The organism is Pseudoduganella flava (assembly GCF_007830495.1).
Classification (GTDB): Bacteria; Pseudomonadota; Gammaproteobacteria; order Burkholderiales; family Burkholderiaceae_D; genus Rugamonas; species Rugamonas flava.
In genome coordinates this window covers 695,467-711,770 of sequence record NZ_VLKW01000001.1, presented here as the reverse complement: position 1 = coordinate 711,770, position 16,304 = coordinate 695,467, and the positions used below count along the sequence as shown (strand labels likewise).

Sequence of the window (16,304 nt, the reverse complement as noted above, 5' to 3'; positions counted from 1 at the left end):
GCTGTACATGCAGCTGGCGAACCGGCTGTCGGACGGGATCGCGAGCGGCGACTGGCGTGCCAACGAGGCGCTGCCGTCCGAGCGCGTGCTGTCGGACATGCTGCGCATCTCGCGCGTCACGGCGCGCAAGGCGATCGACCTCTTGTGCGACCGCGGCATGCTGACGCGCCGGCGCGGCTCCGGCACCTACATCACGCCGAAGCTGGAGCAGCCGCTGTCGCGCCTGACCAGCTTTTCGGAAGAGCTGCGCCAGCGCGGCTTCACGGCCGGCTCGCGCTGGCTGCAGCGCGAGATCGGCATCGCCGCGCCGCTGGAGCTGCTGTCGCTGGGCCTGTCGCCGAACGTGCCGGTCGCGCGCCTGAAACGCCTGCGCACGGCGGACGACGTGGTGATGGCGATCGAGACGTCGACGATCCCGGCCACCTTCATTCCCGACCCGCAGCGCGTCACCGATTCGCTGTACGGTTACCTGGAAGCGCACGGCACGGTGCCGATGCGCGCCCTGCAGCACATCCGGGCGATCAACGCCGATGCCGAACAGGCCAGGCTGGCCAATATCGCGCCCGGCACGGCCATGCTGCACATCACGCGCGTGAGCTATCTGGACAGCGGTGCCGCGGTGGAACTGACCCACTCGTGGTGCCGCAGTGATTATTACGAATTTGTAGCGGAGTCGCGTCGATGAACGATGCCAGCAAGGCCCATCAAATCCAGGGCAACATCCTGACACCCGCCGGCTGGATCGCCGGCACCATCGCGTTCGACGAACGCATCGCCGCCATCGACGGCGCCGCCGCCAGGCCCGAGGACAACGGCGAGGACTACATCCTGCCCGGCTTCATCGACCTGCACGTGCACGGCGGCGCGGGCCGCGACGTGATGGAAGGCGGCGATGCCGTGCACCGGATCGCCGCCGTCCATGCGCGCCATGGCACGACGAGCATCCTGGCCACGACGATGACGGCGCCGCCGGAAGACATCGACAAGGCGCTGGCCGCGATCGGCGGCGCCGTGCGCCACCGCGGCAAGAACGAAGCGCGCGTGCTGGGTGCGCACCTGGAAGGCCCGTACATCAATTCCGGCAAGCTGGGGGCGCAGCCGAACTACGCGCGCGCCGCCACGCTCGCCGAAGTCCAGCGGCTGGAAGCTCTCGCACCGCTGCGCGTCATCACGGTGGCGCCGGAAATCGCCGGCCACCTGAGCCTCGTGCGGGCGCTGGCCGACGAAGGCATGCGCGTACAGATCGGCCACACGCTGGGCTCCTACGAGGACGGCGTGACGGCACTCGAACACGGCGCGGCCGGCTTCACGCACCTGTTCAACGCGATGAGCGGCCTGCACCACCGCGAGCCCGGCATGGTCGGCGCCGCGCTGGCCCACGCCGAATTCGCGGAGCTGATCCCGGACCTGCTGCACGTGCATCCCGGCGCCATCAAGGCGGCGCTGCGCGCGATTCCGCGGCTGTACTGCGTGACCGATTCCACGTCCGCCACCGGCATGCCGGACGGCGAGTACATGCTGGGCCGGCACACGGTGCAGAAGTGCATGGGCGGCGTGCGGCTGCCGGACGGCACGCTGGCCGGCAGCACACTGACCCTGGACCAGGCGCTGCGCAACCTCGTCGGGCTGGGGCTGGACCTGGCCGATGCATCCGCCCGCGTGTCCACGCACGCCGCCGATTACCTGGGCCTGGACGACCGCGGCCGCCTGCGCACCGGTGCGTGGGCCGACCTCGTCGTGCTGGACCGCGACCTGAACCTGAAAGCCGTCTACATCGAAGGAGAACGCTGTGACCTCAATGATGCTTAACGAAGCCCTGTCCGCCCCGGACTGCGTGGCGCAGCAGCTGGCGCACGACGCCGACCGCTACGCGGAACTGGGCCGCAAGCTCGCGAGCACGCCGTTCTCCACCGCGCTGACCGTGGCACGCGGCAGCTCGGACCATGCGTCGAACTACATCGCCTACCTGATCATGGCCCGGCTGGGGCGCGTCGTCGCATCGCTGCCGATGTCGCTCGTTACGCTGCACAAGTCGCCATTGATCACGCGCGACACGCTGACGATCGCCGTATCGCAATCGGGCCAGAGCCCGGACGTGGTCGAGCCGATCCGCTACTTCCGCGACGGCGGCGCCACCACCGTGGCTCTCGTCAACGACATCGACTCGCCGCTCGCGCAGGCCGCCGAATGGGCGATGCCGCTGCGCGCCGGCAAGGAGCAGAGCGTGGCGGCGACGAAGAGCTTCATCACGTCGCTCGTCGCCGGCGCGCGGATGGTCGCGCACTGGCAGAACGACCCGGAACTGAAGGCCGGCCTGGAAGCGTTGCCCGATGCGCTGCGCACCGCCACGCAGGCCGACTGGTCGCAGGCGATCGACGTGCTGGCACCGGCCCGCAACATCATGGTCGTCGGCCGCGGCATCAGCTTCCCCGTCGCGCTGGAAGCGTCGCTGAAGTTCAAGGAAACGTCGGCACTGCAGGCCGAGGCCTTCTCCGGCGCCGAGATCAAGCACGGCCCGATGGCGCTGATCGACGAAGGCTATCCGCTGCTGATCTTCGCCACGCGCGGTCCCACGCAAGCGGGCCTCTTGGCACTGGCGGACGAGATGCGTGGCCGCGGCGCGCGCGTGCTGCTGGCCGCGCCCGACGACGTGGCGCAGCGCGACCTGACGCTGCCGGTGGCAAGCACGCCGGACCTGGACCCGATCGCCGCGATCCAGGCGTTCTACGTGATGGCCGCGCAGCTGTCGGCCGCGCGCGGGCTGGACCCGGACAAGCCGCGGCACCTGTCGAAGGTCACGAAGACCAACTGACGCCTGATGAAACTCGCGCGCCTGCTGCCCGCTCTCGCCTTTGTCATGGCCGGCTGTGCCGCGGCGGCGGCGCCAGTCAAGCTCGAGTTCTGGACCTTCAGCATGAAGCCGAAGTTCACGCCGTATTTCGACGGCGTGGTGCGGCGCTACGAAGCCGCCAACCCGGGCGTGCGGGTCGAGTGGATCGATTTCCCGTGGGACGTGATCCAGACGAAGCTCGTCACGCGCATCGTCGCCGGCACGCCGCCGGCGCTCGTCAACCTGAACGTGCCGTGGGCCGACGAATTCGCCCGTGACGGCCTGTTGCAACCGGTCGACGCGCTGCTGGGCGCCGACCGTCCCCGCTACCTGGACAGCGCGCTGGCCGACCTGACGTTCGGCGGCAAGACGTACGGCTTCCCCCTGTACAGCAACGTGGCCGTCATCGCCTACAACAAGGACATCTTCAAGGCCGCCGGCATCCCCCATGCGCCGCGCAGCCTGGACGAGCAGCTGGCGTTCGCGCGGCAGATCGCCCAGCGCACCGGCAAGGCGGGCCTGTGCCCCGCGCTGGCGAAGATCGACGGCCTGATGATGCAGCAGGGCCTGCCCGTGATCCGCAATGGCCGCGCCGTGTTCAACTCCCCTGCCCACGTGGCGCTGATCCGCAAGCTGGCCGATACGTACAAGGCGGGCGGCCTGCTGAAGGACAGCCTGTTCGCCGAGGATAACTTCCCCGCCGCGATCGACGCGTACAAGGGCGGGCGCCTGGGCATGCTGCTGGCACCGCCAACGGCCGTGAAGCGCATCGAGCTCGATGCCAAGGATGTGTATGCCGTCACCGACGTCGCGCCCGCGCCGCTGGGGCCGACGAAGATCGCCGACGGTGGCTGGCTGATCCACTTCGGCGTGCCGGCCGGCGTGCCGAAGGCGCTGCTGCCCGAGGTGGGCAAGTTCGCCCGCTTCCTGACGAACGACGCGAACCAGCTGGCGTTCGCGAAACAGGCCAGCGTCTACCCCGCCGCCGCCCAAGCGTCGCGCGACCCGTTCTTCCTCGCGGTACCGCCGGGCGCCGGCGCCGCCGAAAAAGCCGTCGCGGCGGGCGCCGTATCGATGCCGTACTCGCGCACGATGTACGTGGCCGGCGTGACCGACTACGACGAACTGCGCCGGTCGCTGGTGAAGGCCGTCGAGGCGGGTGTGACGGGGCGGCAGGACATCCAGCAAGCGCTGGACGCCGCTGTCGCGATCTGGAACCGCAAGCTGGCGAAGCAATTCCCTGCGGAGGCGCCGCAGACATCCGCAAAAACCAACGGCAAAGAGCCGGGGTCAGACCCGTCGGGTCTGACCCCAAGTTTTGGCCTTGGGTTGAAAAATGAGCTAACTGCCCTTCAACAATGAAGCTCCGCCCGCTCACCCCTTGGCTATTCCTCGCCCCCGCCCTCGTGCTGCTGGCCGTGTTCTCGTTCTGGCCCGTCGGCTATGGCTCGTACCTGGCGTTCACCGACTACAGCCTGATTCGCGAGACGCACTGGGTCGGGCTCGACAACTTCCGCTACATCCTCGACAACGAGATGTTCGTCACCGGCCTCGCCAACTCCGTGCTGTTCCTGCTGATGGTGCCGGCCGTGCAGGTCGGCGCGTTGACGCTTGCGGTGCTTGTCAACAATCGCCTGCCCGGCATCCGCCTGTTCCGCGCGGCCTACTATGTGCCGGTGGTGACGACCGTCTCCGTCGTCGGCATCATGTGGGGCTTCATGTTCCACGAACAGGGCACCCTCAATTACGCGTTGACGGTGCTGCGCCTCGTCGATGCGCCAGTCGGCTGGCTGTCGGACGAGCGCATCGCGCTGTTCGCGATCATGTTCGTCACGATGTGGCGGGGCCTTGGCTGGTACATGGTGATGTACCTGGCGGCGCTGCAGGCCGTACCGGCGGACATGCAGGAAGCGGCGATCCTCGACGGCGCCAACCGCTGGCAGCGCTTCTGGAAGATCACCGTGCCGGCGCTGCGACCGACGATCGCCGTCTGCTCGATCCTGTCCGTGCTGGCGGCGCTGAAGGCTTACCAGGAGGTCGACGTGCTGACGCAGGGCGGCCCGATGAATTCCACGTTCACGGCACTGTACTACGCGTACGACCAGGGCCTGAAGCACCTGAAGCTGCCGCGCGCGCTGGCCGCCAGCTTCATCGTGTCGCTGCTGTGCATCGGCATCGCGCTGGCCTGCCTGCGCTACCTGCGCCCCCGCCGTTGAGACCAGCACCGATGAAAAAGCTCGGCCACTACCTGCTGCTCGGCGCCATCGCCCTTCTCTGCGTGTTCCCGTTCTGGTGGACGCTCGTCACGGCGCTGTCCACGCAGGGCAATGTGTTCGCGTTCCCGCCCACGTTCTGGCCGAAGGAACCGTCGCTGGCGAACTTCGCGGAAGTGGTGCGCGTGATCCCGCTGTGGGACTTCTTCAGGAATTCCGTCGTCATCGCCGCCTGCACGGTGCTGTGGAAGCTCGTCCTCTGTTCGCTGGCCGCGTACCCGCTGGCACGCATGCATTTCAGGGGCCGCAAGCTGGTGTTCGGCATCATCCTCGCCACGCTCGTGCTGCCGTCCGAAGTGAACTTCCTCGTCAATTTCATCACCGTGACGAAGCTGTCGTTGGTCGATACGTACACGGGCGTGATCCTGCCGAACGTCGTCACGGCCGTCGCGATCCTGCTGCTCAAACAGGCGTTCGAGGAAGTGCCGCAGGACCTGATCGATGCCGCGCGCGTCGACGGGGCCTCCGACTGGACGATCTTCACGCGCATCATGCTGCCGCTGATCGCGCCTTGGCTTGCCACCGTCGGCATCCTCACGTTTGTCGAGGCATGGAACGAATACATCTGGCCGTCGATCGTGATGAGCAAACCGGACGAGTTTCCGCTGTCCGTCGGCGTGCTGTACCTGCGCGGCACGTTCGGCAGCAGCACCCGCGTGATCGCCGCCGGCACGATCATCACGATCGTGCCGACGTTGGCGGCCTTCCTCTTTGCCCAGCGCTACTTCATGCGCGGCATGGACGGCGCGGTGAAATAATCAAAAAACAGGAGAGACGATGGACAACGCCACGCAAGGAAAGAGCCCGCCGTTCTGGGTGCCCACGCTGTACCTGGCCCAGGGCCTGCCGTATTTCGCGGTGGCGCTGATCGCCGGGCTGATGTTCAAGAGCCTGGGCGTGGCGAACGAGGACATCGCCCACTGGACCGCCTACATCGGCGCGGCCTGGGTCTTCAAGCCGCTGTGGAGCCCCTTCCTGGAACTGGCGCCCAGCAAGAAGGCCGTCGTCGTCACGTTCCAGCTGCTGGGCGGCGCCTGCCTCGGCCTCGTCGCGCTGGCGCTGCACCTTCCCTCCTGGCTGGCCGCCAGCGTCGCGATGCTGGGGCTCGTGGCGATCAGCTCCGCAACCCACGACATCGCCTGCGACGGCCTGTACATCGCCAGCCTGTCGAAGAAGCAGCAGGCCCAGTATGCCGGCTGGACGGGCACGTTCTTCAACGCCGGCCGCTTCATCTCGCTGGGCGGCCTCGTGATCCTGGCCGGCCAGCTGGAAAAGAGCTACGGCGTCACCACCGCATGGACCGTCATCTTCGGCATCCTGGCCGCGACGATGATCTCGCTGGGCCTGTACCACGGCTGGACGCTGCCGCCCGCCCGCAACGCCGGCGGCGCGGACCACACGGCCGCCGGCATCGCCCGCACTCTGAAGGAAGTGATCATCGATTACGTCAACAAGCCGGGCATCTGGGTGTCGATCCTGTTCATCATCCTGTTCCGCGCCGGCGAGGCGCAGGTGCAGACGATCGGCCCGCTGTTCCTGCGCGACTCGCTCGAACAGGGCGGCCTGGGGCTGACGACGGACCAGGTGGGCATCGTCTACGGCACCTCCGGCACGGTTGCCTTCATCGTCGGCTCGATCGCCGGCGGCTACTTCACGTCCTGGCTGGGGCTGCGCCGGGCGATCCTGCCGCTGATCCTCGCGGTGAACCTGCCGAACCTCGTGTTCTGGTTCCTGTCCACGTGGCACCCGCACGACCTGTTGATCATCGGCGCGGCGCTGTCGACGGAGATGTTCGGCTACGGCTTCGGCTTCGTCGGCATCATCCTGTACATGATGCAGGTGGTGGCGCCGGGCCGCTACACGACGGCGCACTACGCCTTCTCGACCGGCATCATGCAACTGGGCTTCGTGCTGTTCAAATGGCTCAGCGGCGATATCCAGAAGGCGCTGGGCTACCAGCACTTCTTCCTGTGGGTGCTGCTGGCGGCAATCCCCGTCGCCGTGCTGTCGCAATTCATCCCGATGGATTCGCGCGTGGCCGAAGACAAGGAAGCGCCGGCGGCCGAACCGCAGCAGGCGGCGGCGCACTGATGGCGGCCGTCAGCCTGAAGAACGTCGTCAAGCGCTACGACACCCGCCACACCGTCATCCACGGCATCGACCTCGATATCCGCGACGGCGAATTCGTCGTCTTCGTCGGCCCTTCCGGCTGCGGCAAGTCGACGCTCCTGCGGATGATCGCCGGCCTGGAAGACATCAGCGCCGGCGAGCTGCACCTGGACGGCAAGCTGGCCAACGCCATCCCGCCGGCTCAGCGCCAGCTGGCGATGGTGTTCCAATCGTATGCGCTGTACCCGCACATGACGGTGTACGAGAACATGGCGTTCGCGTTGAAGCTGGCCGGGCACAAGGCGGCCGAGATCCGCGCCGCCGTCGAGCGCGCGGCGGACGTGCTGCAGATACGCCCCTTGCTGGAGCGCCGGCCGAAGGAGCTGTCCGGCGGCCAGCGCCAGCGCGTGGCGATCGGCCGCGCGATCGTGCGCAAGCCGAAGCTGTTCCTGTTCGACGAGCCGCTGTCGAACCTGGACGCGGGGCTGCGCGGCCAGATGCGCCTGGAAATCGCCCGCCTGCACCAGGAACTGAAGACGACGATGATCTACGTGACGCACGACCAGGTCGAGGCGATGACCCTGGGCGAACGGATTGTCGTATTCAACGGCGGGCGGATCGAGCAGGTCGGCACGCCGCGCCAGTTGTATGACGATCCGGCCAACCTGTTCGTCGCGGGCTTCCTCGGCGCGCCGAAAATGAACCTCCTGCCGGCCGAAGTGGCCGGCCTGCGCGACCGCGAACCGGGCGTCACGCTCGGCATCCGCCCCGAGTACGTGCGGCTTGCAACGGCAGGCGAAAGTGGCGGCGTGGCGGCCACCGTCAGCCACGTCGAATACCTGGGCGACCAGACGATCGTCCATGCCAGCGTGGCGGGGACCCAGGTGGCCTTCAAACAGGCGGCGGAAGCGCCGCCGCTGCAGGCCGGCGCCGCCGTCACGCTGCACCTGCCGCCGGAGCGCTGCCTGCTGTTTGCCCAGGACGGAATACGGTTGCAATAATATCTATGCCGTCGTACATGACTAGACGGTACAATTGCATAGGTTGAAACCCGCTCCCCATAAATTTTGTGGGACAATCATCGTTTGTCCCTTGATTGAAGGATTTTTTCATCATGTCCCAGTTCCGTCTCGCCCGCATCAGCCTCCTGCTGGCTGCCATCGGCCTGAACGCCGCTACCGCGCTGACCGGCGCGGCATACGCTCAAGACAAGCCCGCTGCCCAGGCCGAGGCACCCAAGGACGTCGTGCGTCCTGAGATCTTCAAGCTGGTCGATCCGGCCCAGATCAAGCCGCTGATGGACGCCAAGAACTACGCCGAAGTGAAGAGCCGCCTGGCCCAGGCGGATGCACTGCCGAACAAGACCCCGTACGAAGAGTTCGTGCTGAACCGCATGCGCATCGCCGTCGCTTCCGCGACGAACGACAACGCCACGATGACCACCGCGCTGGAAGCCGTGATCAATTCGGGCAAGCTGCAGCCGAACGAACAGCGCGACTTCATCCAGGCGCTGGCCAACCAGTACTACAACAACAAGGACTACGCCAAGGCGATCACCTGGTTCAACCGCTACCAGACGGAGACGGGCGACACCAAGGTACGCCAGTACATCATCCGCGCCTACTACTTCAGCAACGACTTCGCCACCGCGAAGACCGAGCTGCTGAAGGACCTGGAAGCGGCGCAGAAGGCCGGCACCACGCCGAAGCTGGAAGAGCTGCAACTGCTCGCCAACACGGGCGCGAAGACGAAGGACCAGGCCACCTACCTGATGGCGCTGGAAAACCTGGTGCGCTACTACCCGAACGACGACTACTGGCTGGACCTGCTCTCCCGCACCCAGGGCAAGTCCACGTACTCGAACCGCTTCGCACTGGACGTGCTGCGGCTGGAAAAGGTGGCCGTGTCGAAGATGTCGGCTGAAGAGTACACGGCACTGGCCGAACTGGCGCTGCTGGCCGGCCAGCCGATCGAAGCGAAGCAGGCGCTGGACGCCGGCTTCTCGAACGGCGTGCTGGGCACCGGCACGAAAGCGGGCGAGCACAAGAAGCTGCGCGCGCAGGCCGACAAGCAGGCCGCCGACGACATGAAGAACATCGGCAGCGGCGAAGCTTCGGCACGCAAGTCGAAGAACGGCACGGGCCTGATCAACCTGGGCTACGCGTACGTCACGCTGGGCCAGTACGACAAGGGCATCACCCTGATCCAGGAAGGCATCAGCAAGGGCGGCCTGCAGAACACGGAAGACGCGAAGCTGCGCCTGGGCTACTCGCTGGCGCTGGCCGGCCGCAAGGACGAAGCGGTCAAGACGCTGCAAACCGTGACCGGCAGCGACGGCCGCGGCGACCTGGCACGTTACTGGATCATGTGGATCAACCGTCCGGCCGGCGGCAGCGCCCCGGCGCAGGCCGCGCAGTAACACCGTCCGCAGTGATGCGCACGAAAGCGGGAACGGCCGGCGGCCTTCCCGCTTTTTTCATGTCTGAAAAATCCGCATGACCGAACGCCTGCTGAGCCTTGACGCTTTCCGCGGCCTTGTCATCGCCGCGATGATCTGGGTGAACTACATCGCCGGCATGCCGGCCATTCCGTACTGGCTCGAACACACCGGCCCGCACGCGGACGGCCTCACCTTCCCGGACATCGTCTTCCCCGCATTCCTCTTCATCGTCGGCGTGGCCATCCCTCTGTCGCTGCACCGCGCCGTCGGCAAGGTCGACTTGCCCCTCGTGCTGCGCATGCTGTGGCGCACGGCGGGCCTGCTGGTCGCCGGCGTCGTGCTGGCCAACGCCTACCGCTACGACGAAGCCGCGGCGCCGCTGCCGCGCGCCTGGTTCTTCCTGCTGTTCTACGTCGCCGTGATCCTGCTGTGGCGGCAGGCGGCGCGGCGCGGCTGGCCGTTCTACCTCGGCGCGGTACTGATGGTGGCCTTGCTGGCATCGTTCCGCGGCACCGTCAACGCGGAGTTCGACAGCGTGCTGCTGCAGCACACGTGGTGGGGCATCCTCGGCATGATCGGCTGGAGCTACCTGCTGTGCGCGGCGATCTACCTGGCCGTGCACGGCGAGCGGGCCGCACTGATGGCGGCGTTGGGCGGCCTCGTCGCACTGTACCTGGGCGGCAGCGCCGGTGCGCTGGACTGGTTGCCGGCCGCGCTGCGCGGGTTCGTCAACATCCCCCAGTTGCTGGGCTCCACGGCCGCGAACGTGATGGCCGGTGCCGTCGTCGGCACGCTGTTCGTGCCCGGCACCCCAGTGACGGCGCGCGGCCGGATCCGTTTCATGGCATGGTTTGCCGTGTTCCAGTTCGCCTGCGGCCTGCTGCTGCGGCCCTACCACGGCATCAACAAGATCCAGGCGACGGCGTCCTACACGCTCGTGTGCGCGGCGCTGGCGCTCGCGCTGTTCCTGCTGTGCTTTGTGATGGTGGACGTGCTGCGGGTGCGCCGCTGGACCGCGGCAGTGCTGCCGGCCGGCGCGAACGCCGTGTTCGCGTATATCGCACCGGACCTGTGGGAGAACCTGGCCGCCGTGCTGCACCTGCCCCGCTTCTGGTGGCCGTACTGGCAGGCGGGCGGCGCGGCCGGCCTGGTGAACGCCGTCGCGATGACGGCCGCGATGCTGGTTGTGACGGCGCTCGTCACGCGTGCCGGCTTGCGGCTGAGGTTCTAGTCGGAGCCGGGCGGCTTGCGCGCCATCCGCACGCTGGCGAAGATCAGCGCGCACGTCGCGACCAACAGCAGCAGCGACGTGGTCACCTGCACGTCGTCCGCCGACAGTACCGACGTCTCGCGCAGGAACGTGGCCCCCGCGTACAGCCCGGCCGCCACCGTGCCGATGCCAAGTATGAGTGCAGCGCACAGCAGACCGAACTTCTTCATGTTCTCTCCGGGGCCGTCGTCGGCGAAGCGGCGATTGTAGCAGCGCACCGGGGCCGCAAATCTCGCAGAAAATCACCGCGGCCCGGGAGTCACACGCGGATGTAGATGCGTTTGCGGTCGAGAATCCAGCCGGCCAGCCAGCACGCGAACATGAACACGAGGGCGAACAGCAGCGACGCCACGCGGGCCGGCGCCAGCGGCAGGAACACGGTGGCATACAGCCAGTCATAGGTCGTATGGCCGCCGACCCACGTCTTCACCAGCACGATCACGGCCAGCTCGGAAAGCAGGTAGATGAACAGCGTGTTCTTGCCGAACACTTCGAAGAAGTAAGTCCAGCCGCGCACGGCGCGCACCTCGATCACGTAAAGCAGCAGCGCCAGCACGAACAGGTCCAGGCCGATCGTCAGCAGCACGTAGGAGCCCGTCCACAGCTTCTTGTTGACCGGCAGGACCGTGCTCCAGCAAAGCGCGACGACGGTGCAAACGGCGCCCACCGCCACCAGCCGCGCCAGCGCACCGCGCGCGCCCAGCTTCAGCACGACCTGCCCCGCCAGGTAGCCGGCAATGACGTTGACGGTGGCGGGCAACGTGCCCAGCATCCCTTCCGGATCGAACGGCAGGCCCTCGCCCTGGTACAGGTGGCGCGGCCCCAGCAGCCACAGGTCCACCTTGCCGGCGGCATTGCCCTGCAATGTGTAGTCGCCATACAGCGCCAGCACAAGCCAGTGCCCGGCCAGCGCCAGCAGCGCGAACGCGAGCGCGCCGCGCGTGCCGGCGAAGTGCAACACGAGCGCGGCCAGCGCGAAGCACAGGCCGATCCGCTGCAGCACGCCGGGTATCCGCGTATCGGCGGGCGGCAGCAGGTGGAAGCCGCCGGCGCCATCGGGCGCGAAGAACGGGAACCAGTACAGCAGGTAACCGAGCAGGAAGATCAGTGCGCCGCGCCGCAGCACCTTCGCCACCACGGCGGCATCGCCCTGCGCCGCGTACTTCGGCAGCGCGAACGCCAGCGCGTTACCGACCGCGAACAGGAACGTGGGGAATACCCAGTCGGTCGGCGTGAAACCGTGCCACTGCGCGTGCAGCAGCGGCGCAAAGACGTGGTTCCAGTCGCCCGGCGTATTCACGACGATCATCAGCGCGACCGTCAGGCCGCGCAGCACGTCCAGCGACAGGTAGCGGGACAAATTCCGCGACAGGTCCGGCGCGCTCAACGTGCGGCCGCCTTGCCCATCGCCCGGCCGAACGCGCCCGCCGGCACGCCCGGCATCGTGTGGCATTGCGCATCGGCGCCCGTCACGGGCCGCGTGCACGGCGTGTCGCGGTCGACGGACCACCAGTGCAGGCCCGCCATGCCCTGCTCGCGGACGGCCCGCGCCAGCGCTTCCCCATCGGCCGGCGTGAACACATTCTCGACCACGTCGTTAATGCCGATCATCGGCGTCAGCTCGATCTGCGCGTACGGCACGCCGTACTTCTCGTGCACGTTGCGGGCGGCCTGCAGCGCGGACGCCGCCATGTCGCAATGCCCCTCCTTGACGACGCAGACGCCCGGCGCGGTAGGGCCGTAATCCATCACCATCAGGTTCAGCAGGTAGTCGCGCACGTTCGACGCGCGCAGCGCCTGCAGCACCGCCTCGCCGGTCGTGTTCAGGCTGCGCCGGCTGCCGTCGCTGGCCGCGTGCGTGGCGATCGTGAACGAGAAGCGCAGGCGCGGGTATTTCTTCTGCACGGCTGCCACGCGCCGGGCCAGCGATGCGATCTGCGCCGGGGTCTGGTTTTCCTCGATGTCGAAGTCGAAGCCCAGCAGCTGCGGCGACAGGTAGCGCTGCACGAAGCGCTCCATGCCGGCATCCGACGCACAGGTGAACACGCCGCCCTGCCCGCCCGTCGACACGATGTAGCCGGCGCCCGCTTTGGCGAAAGCGGCGACGTTCGCATCGGCCACGGCCTGGCCCGGCCGGCCATCCCACAGCTCGTCGCCGCACTCGCCGTTGGCGAACGCCCACGTCAGCGCCGCGGTGCGGCCGGGCAGCGCCAGCCACGGCATCGGCTTGCCCTCCGGGTTGACGGTGATGACGTTGCCGGCTTCGGGCCGGTGCTGGGTCAGGTGCTTGTACGGGCTGGCCACGAAGGGTGCAGCGGCGGGGGTGGCGGCGAATGCGGCAGTGGCCAACGAGGCCGCCAGCGTGGCGGCGATGAATCGGCGCATGGAGTCTCCCAATAAAAAAAGGCAGGGCCTTGCAGCCCCGCCATCATGGTACGGATTATCTTACGTCAAAGGGCAATCACATCTTGCCGCGGATGCCGAAGAAGATCTGCTTGCCGTTCTTGTAGAAGGCGCGCGGCTGGTCCTTCGACGTCGCGTACGACTTGAGCAGCGGATCGTTCAGGTCCTTGCCTTCCAGCGACAGGGTCAGGTTCTCCGTCAGGTTGTAGTTGACGGCGGCCGACACCGTGCCCACGTCGTCCTGGTAGATCGCGCTGTTGCGGTCCAGGCCATTCAGGAACGCGGAACGGAAGCTGTAGTTCAGGCGGGCGCTGAACTTGTCGTTCTCGTAGAACACGCTGGCGTTGTACGAGTTCTTCGACGTGCCGATCATGTGGCAGTCGCCCAGGTCCGCGCAGGCCGACTTCGGCGCCTTGCCCTTTTCCTCGCCGTCGGCGTACGTGTAGTTCACCGTGAGACCGAAGCCGTTCGACAGATCCTGCTGATACTGCAGCTCGACACCGCGCACGCGCGCCTTCGTGTTCAACGCGGAGCTCATGTTATACGTCGTCACGCGCTTGACGGACTGGTTGTAGAACTCCGCCGTCGTCGCCCCGAACGTCACGTACGAACCGATGTTCATGTTGTACACGTTCACGCCCAGCAGCGACTTCGGCATGAAGTACCACTCGGCGCCCACGTTGACGTTGTTCGAGTAGATCGGCTTCAGGTTCGGGTTGCCGCCGGTGGCCGAGAACGTCAGGTCGTTCAGGCTCAGCGAACCGAGCGAGCCGAAGTCCGGCCGCGCCATCGTGCGGCTGGCGGCCGCGCGCAGCACGACGTCCGCGCCCACATTCGTCTTCAGGTTCAGGCTGGGCAGGAAGTCGTTGTACGTGTGCGACGTGCGCACCGGGTTCCACACATCGTTCGGCGAGGCGTTGGCCACGTCGATCTCCGTGCGCACATAACGCACGCCCACGTTGCCGGAGACGGCGCCGAATTCCAGGTCGCCCATCGCATAGGCCGCCGTGGCTTTTTCGCGGATCTGGAACTCGTTCTGGTACGCGTGCGAATTGAATGCCACGTACTGGTCGCCCCATGCCTTCATCGAGTCGCCGGTGAACGTCCACGGTTTGTTCAGCACGTTTTCCAGCGGGCTGTCCGGATAGGTCGTCAGGCCGGTCGGGCGGTTCGCCAGCGCGCTGCCGGCCGCCGACACGGTGCCCTGCAACCACGTCAGGTCGCGGTCATGCTTGGCGGCGCGCACGCCGAAGTACACGTTCGGCACCACTTCCCACGGTGCCTTCCACGTGCCGTCCACCTGGCCGTAGGTTTCCTTGTCCTTCGCCTTCGTATCCGATGCCCAGCCGCCGAAGAAGTCGGCGCCGGTGCGCGGGTTGAAGCTGCCGGCATTGTCGACGACCACCGTGGCCGGCGCATCGAGGCCGTGCATCGTCAGGCTGTTGCCGGCATAGGCCAGCCATGCCTCGTAGCCGTAGTCACGCGCATAACCGGTGCCGCGCGTGGTACCGACCTGGCCCTTGAACGACATGTTCGGGCCGGCGCGCCATTGCCAGTCGAGGTTCAGGAACTTCGAATCGGAGTAGGAACCCGGGCGGGCGATGATGTCCTGCACCGACGGGCCCATCTTCGAGCAGTCAAGGCCTGCCGGGCAGGCGCTCGGGAACGTGATCGACGTGATCTGGTTGCCCGTGATCGTGTAGCTGGACGGGACCACGCCGCCGACGCCGGACCAGTTGTTCGACAGCGGCTGGTACGGTGCCAGCATGAAGTTGGCGTTGACGTTGTCCGCATCGAGGCGCGTGTAGAAGCCGTTGATGTCGAACGAGAAGTCGTTGTTGACCTTGAACTGCACGTCGATCATGCCGCCCTTGCGTTCGCGCTTCTGCTGGAACAGCGACGAACCGGTGAGCAGCGACAGCCACTTGCCTTCCACTTCCGGATGGGCGCGGATCCAGTCAGGCGCGGTGCCCGTCGTGACCTTGTCCCACCACAGGAATTCCTGGCCCATGCGGCGCAGCGTGCGCTTCTCGTCGAACACCTGCACCAGCACGCCCAGGTTGTTGGCGTCGTTCTTCCAGTTCGCCAGCGCGGAGAACTGTGGATCGGTCTTGCTGGCGCCCTCGCTGTACACGCCCTCGACGGAACCCATGATCGTGAACGGCTTCTTGAACGACAGGGGCTTGCGGGTCTCGATGTCGACGTTGCCGGCGGCGCCGCCCTCGATCAGGTTAGCCTGCGAGCTCTTGTGGACGGTCACGCGGCCGATCAGTTCGGACGGGAACATCGAGTAGCTGACGGAGCGGCCGCCGCTGGTGATGTTCGAGATGTACCAGTCGCCGGAGGAGACCGTGTGGCCGTTCAGCGTGGTCAGGGTCAGGTTCGAGGGAGTGCCTTTCAGGCTGACGCGGTCGTTCTCGCCGAAGCCGCCCTCGGCACCGCCGGCGGTGGCCACGGAGACGCCCGGCACGCGCTGCAGCGAGTCGGCCACGCTCTTGTCCGGCATCTTGCCCACGTCTTCGGCGGTGATCACTTCCACCGTCGAATCGGCGTTGCGCTTCTGGTTCAGTGACTGCGCCATCGCGGCGCGCACCCCGGTCACGGTCACGACGGCCGGCTCCGTGCTTGCCTCGGTCACGGTCTGAGCCCGCGCGATGCCGGTGCCGGTGATCAGGATGGCGACTGCGGTCGCGATCGGTGTCAAATTGCGCTTCATTTACTCCCCCTAGTCATGGGCCCGCGAGGCAGGACCCGGTCCGTTTCTAGCACTGCGTTACAAAACCATTACAAAACCAATTGAGCGCCAATATACCGCCAATCAATACCACAACACTACCAATTTCCGTATTTTTTTCGCATGTTGTATTGAAAATACATACCACTTCAGCGGGGCAGCCACTGCGATAGCGCTATCTACCTAGTAGGATTGAGGCAGGGCAATGCGGACCGCTTGCCGTATGGTCTTTTTTTGGTATTATC

Annotated in this window: 14 protein-coding genes; 10 read left to right on the top strand and 4 right to left on the bottom strand. The window is 66.7% G+C overall.

The features are described 5' to 3' along the window. Positions 1–7 precede the first annotated feature (7 nt). The 10 genes from IP92_RS03090 (at position 8) to IP92_RS03045 (ending at position 10,883) form a co-directional block, all read left to right on the top strand. Entirely contained in the window at positions 8–685 is a 678-nt protein-coding gene (locus IP92_RS03090) for a GntR family transcriptional regulator (protein WP_145873304.1), read from the top strand. Beyond that, positions 682–1,809, top strand: a complete 1,128-nt coding sequence (nagA, locus tag IP92_RS03085; RefSeq protein ID WP_145873026.1) for an N-acetylglucosamine-6-phosphate deacetylase — start codon at positions 682–684, stop codon at positions 1,807–1,809. Before IP92_RS03090 ends, nagA begins: the two co-directional genes overlap by 4 nt. Next, positions 1,799–2,812 carry an SIS domain-containing protein gene (locus IP92_RS03080; protein WP_145873025.1) on the top strand — a complete coding sequence of 338 codons (1,014 nt, stop codon included), beginning with the start codon at positions 1,799–1,801 and terminating at the stop codon, positions 2,810–2,812. Before nagA ends, IP92_RS03080 begins: the two co-directional genes overlap by 11 nt. 6 nt (positions 2,813–2,818) lie before the next feature. After that, a complete protein-coding gene (locus IP92_RS03075; RefSeq protein ID WP_145873024.1) occupies positions 2,819–4,192 on the top strand; it encodes an ABC transporter substrate-binding protein in 1,374 nt (457 codons plus the stop codon). Further along, the gene (locus tag IP92_RS03070) at positions 4,189–5,046 is read left to right on the top strand and encodes a carbohydrate ABC transporter permease (protein WP_145873023.1); all 858 of its coding nucleotides are present in this window, start codon (positions 4,189–4,191) and stop codon (positions 5,044–5,046) included. Before IP92_RS03075 ends, IP92_RS03070 begins: the two co-directional genes overlap by 4 nt. 11 nt (positions 5,047–5,057) lie before the next feature. Next, complete coding sequence (locus tag IP92_RS03065; RefSeq protein ID WP_145873022.1) at positions 5,058–5,861, top strand: carbohydrate ABC transporter permease; 804 nt, start codon at positions 5,058–5,060, stop codon at positions 5,859–5,861. A 19-nt stretch (positions 5,862–5,880) separates the two neighbouring features. After that, positions 5,881–7,194: an MFS transporter gene (locus tag IP92_RS03060; protein ID WP_145873021.1), complete on the top strand. Its 1,314-nt coding sequence runs from the start codon at positions 5,881–5,883 to the stop codon at positions 7,192–7,194. Further along, complete coding sequence (locus IP92_RS03055) at positions 7,194–8,213, top strand: ABC transporter ATP-binding protein (RefSeq protein WP_145873020.1); 1,020 nt, start codon at positions 7,194–7,196, stop codon at positions 8,211–8,213. Before IP92_RS03060 ends, IP92_RS03055 begins: the two co-directional genes overlap by 1 nt. Positions 8,214–8,326: 113 nt before the next feature. Then, entirely contained in the window at positions 8,327–9,631 is a 1,305-nt protein-coding gene (locus IP92_RS03050) for a tetratricopeptide repeat protein (RefSeq protein WP_145873019.1), read from the top strand. A 76-nt stretch (positions 9,632–9,707) separates the two neighbouring features. Continuing rightward, positions 9,708–10,883: a DUF5009 domain-containing protein gene (locus tag IP92_RS03045; protein ID WP_145873018.1), complete on the top strand. Its 1,176-nt coding sequence runs from the start codon at positions 9,708–9,710 to the stop codon at positions 10,881–10,883. On the opposite strand, the gene IP92_RS03040 is transcribed toward IP92_RS03045, so the two are convergent. The 4 genes from IP92_RS03040 to IP92_RS03025 all read right to left on the bottom strand — a co-directional run bounded on the left by IP92_RS03040 (position 10,880) and on the right by IP92_RS03025 (position 16,041). After that, positions 10,880–11,092: a hypothetical protein gene (locus IP92_RS03040; protein WP_145873017.1), complete on the bottom strand. Its 213-nt coding sequence runs from the start codon at positions 11,090–11,092 to the stop codon at positions 10,880–10,882. The two genes, IP92_RS03045 and IP92_RS03040, sit on opposite strands and share 4 nt — an antisense overlap. 89 nt (positions 11,093–11,181) lie before the next feature. Beyond that, complete coding sequence (locus IP92_RS03035) at positions 11,182–12,375, bottom strand: acyltransferase family protein (RefSeq protein WP_145873016.1); 1,194 nt, start codon at positions 12,373–12,375, stop codon at positions 11,182–11,184. Continuing rightward, positions 12,306–13,307: a glycoside hydrolase family 18 protein gene (locus IP92_RS03030; protein ID WP_145873015.1), complete on the bottom strand. Its 1,002-nt coding sequence runs from the start codon at positions 13,305–13,307 to the stop codon at positions 12,306–12,308. Before IP92_RS03030 ends, IP92_RS03035 begins: the two co-directional genes overlap by 70 nt. A gap of 76 nt (positions 13,308–13,383) precedes the next feature. Further along, complete coding sequence (locus IP92_RS03025; RefSeq protein ID WP_145873014.1) at positions 13,384–16,041, bottom strand: TonB-dependent receptor; 2,658 nt, start codon at positions 16,039–16,041, stop codon at positions 13,384–13,386. Between the last annotated feature and the right edge of the window lie 263 nt (positions 16,042–16,304).

Excerpts from the sequence above, each read along its gene's own strand:
- IP92_RS03065 (WP_145873022.1), top strand. The coding sequence starts at position 5,058 with ATGAAAAAGCTCGGCCACTACCTGCTGCTCGGCGCCATCGCCCTTCTC.
- IP92_RS03040 (WP_145873017.1), bottom strand. The coding sequence starts at position 11,092 with ATGAAGAAGTTCGGTCTGCTGTGCGCTGCACTCATACTTGGCATCGGC.
- nagA (WP_145873026.1), top strand. The coding sequence starts at position 682 with ATGAACGATGCCAGCAAGGCCCATCAAATCCAGGGCAACATCCTGACA.
- IP92_RS03090 (WP_145873304.1), top strand. The coding sequence starts at position 8 with ATGCAGCTGGCGAACCGGCTGTCGGACGGGATCGCGAGCGGCGACTGG.
- IP92_RS03060 (WP_145873021.1), top strand. The coding sequence starts at position 5,881 with ATGGACAACGCCACGCAAGGAAAGAGCCCGCCGTTCTGGGTGCCCACG.
- IP92_RS03030 (WP_145873015.1), bottom strand. The coding sequence starts at position 13,307 with ATGCGCCGATTCATCGCCGCCACGCTGGCGGCCTCGTTGGCCACTGCC.
- IP92_RS03025 (WP_145873014.1), bottom strand. The coding sequence starts at position 16,041 with ATGAAGCGCAATTTGACACCGATCGCGACCGCAGTCGCCATCCTGATC.
- IP92_RS03035 (WP_145873016.1), bottom strand. The coding sequence starts at position 12,375 with ATGCCACACGATGCCGGGCGTGCCGGCGGGCGCGTTCGGCCGGGCGAT.
- IP92_RS03050 (WP_145873019.1), top strand. The coding sequence starts at position 8,327 with ATGTCCCAGTTCCGTCTCGCCCGCATCAGCCTCCTGCTGGCTGCCATC.
- IP92_RS03075 (WP_145873024.1), top strand. The coding sequence starts at position 2,819 with ATGAAACTCGCGCGCCTGCTGCCCGCTCTCGCCTTTGTCATGGCCGGC.
- IP92_RS03080 (WP_145873025.1), top strand. The coding sequence starts at position 1,799 with ATGATGCTTAACGAAGCCCTGTCCGCCCCGGACTGCGTGGCGCAGCAG.
- IP92_RS03055 (WP_145873020.1), top strand. The coding sequence starts at position 7,194 with ATGGCGGCCGTCAGCCTGAAGAACGTCGTCAAGCGCTACGACACCCGC.
- IP92_RS03070 (WP_145873023.1), top strand. The coding sequence starts at position 4,189 with ATGAAGCTCCGCCCGCTCACCCCTTGGCTATTCCTCGCCCCCGCCCTC.
- IP92_RS03045 (WP_145873018.1), top strand. The coding sequence starts at position 9,708 with ATGACCGAACGCCTGCTGAGCCTTGACGCTTTCCGCGGCCTTGTCATC.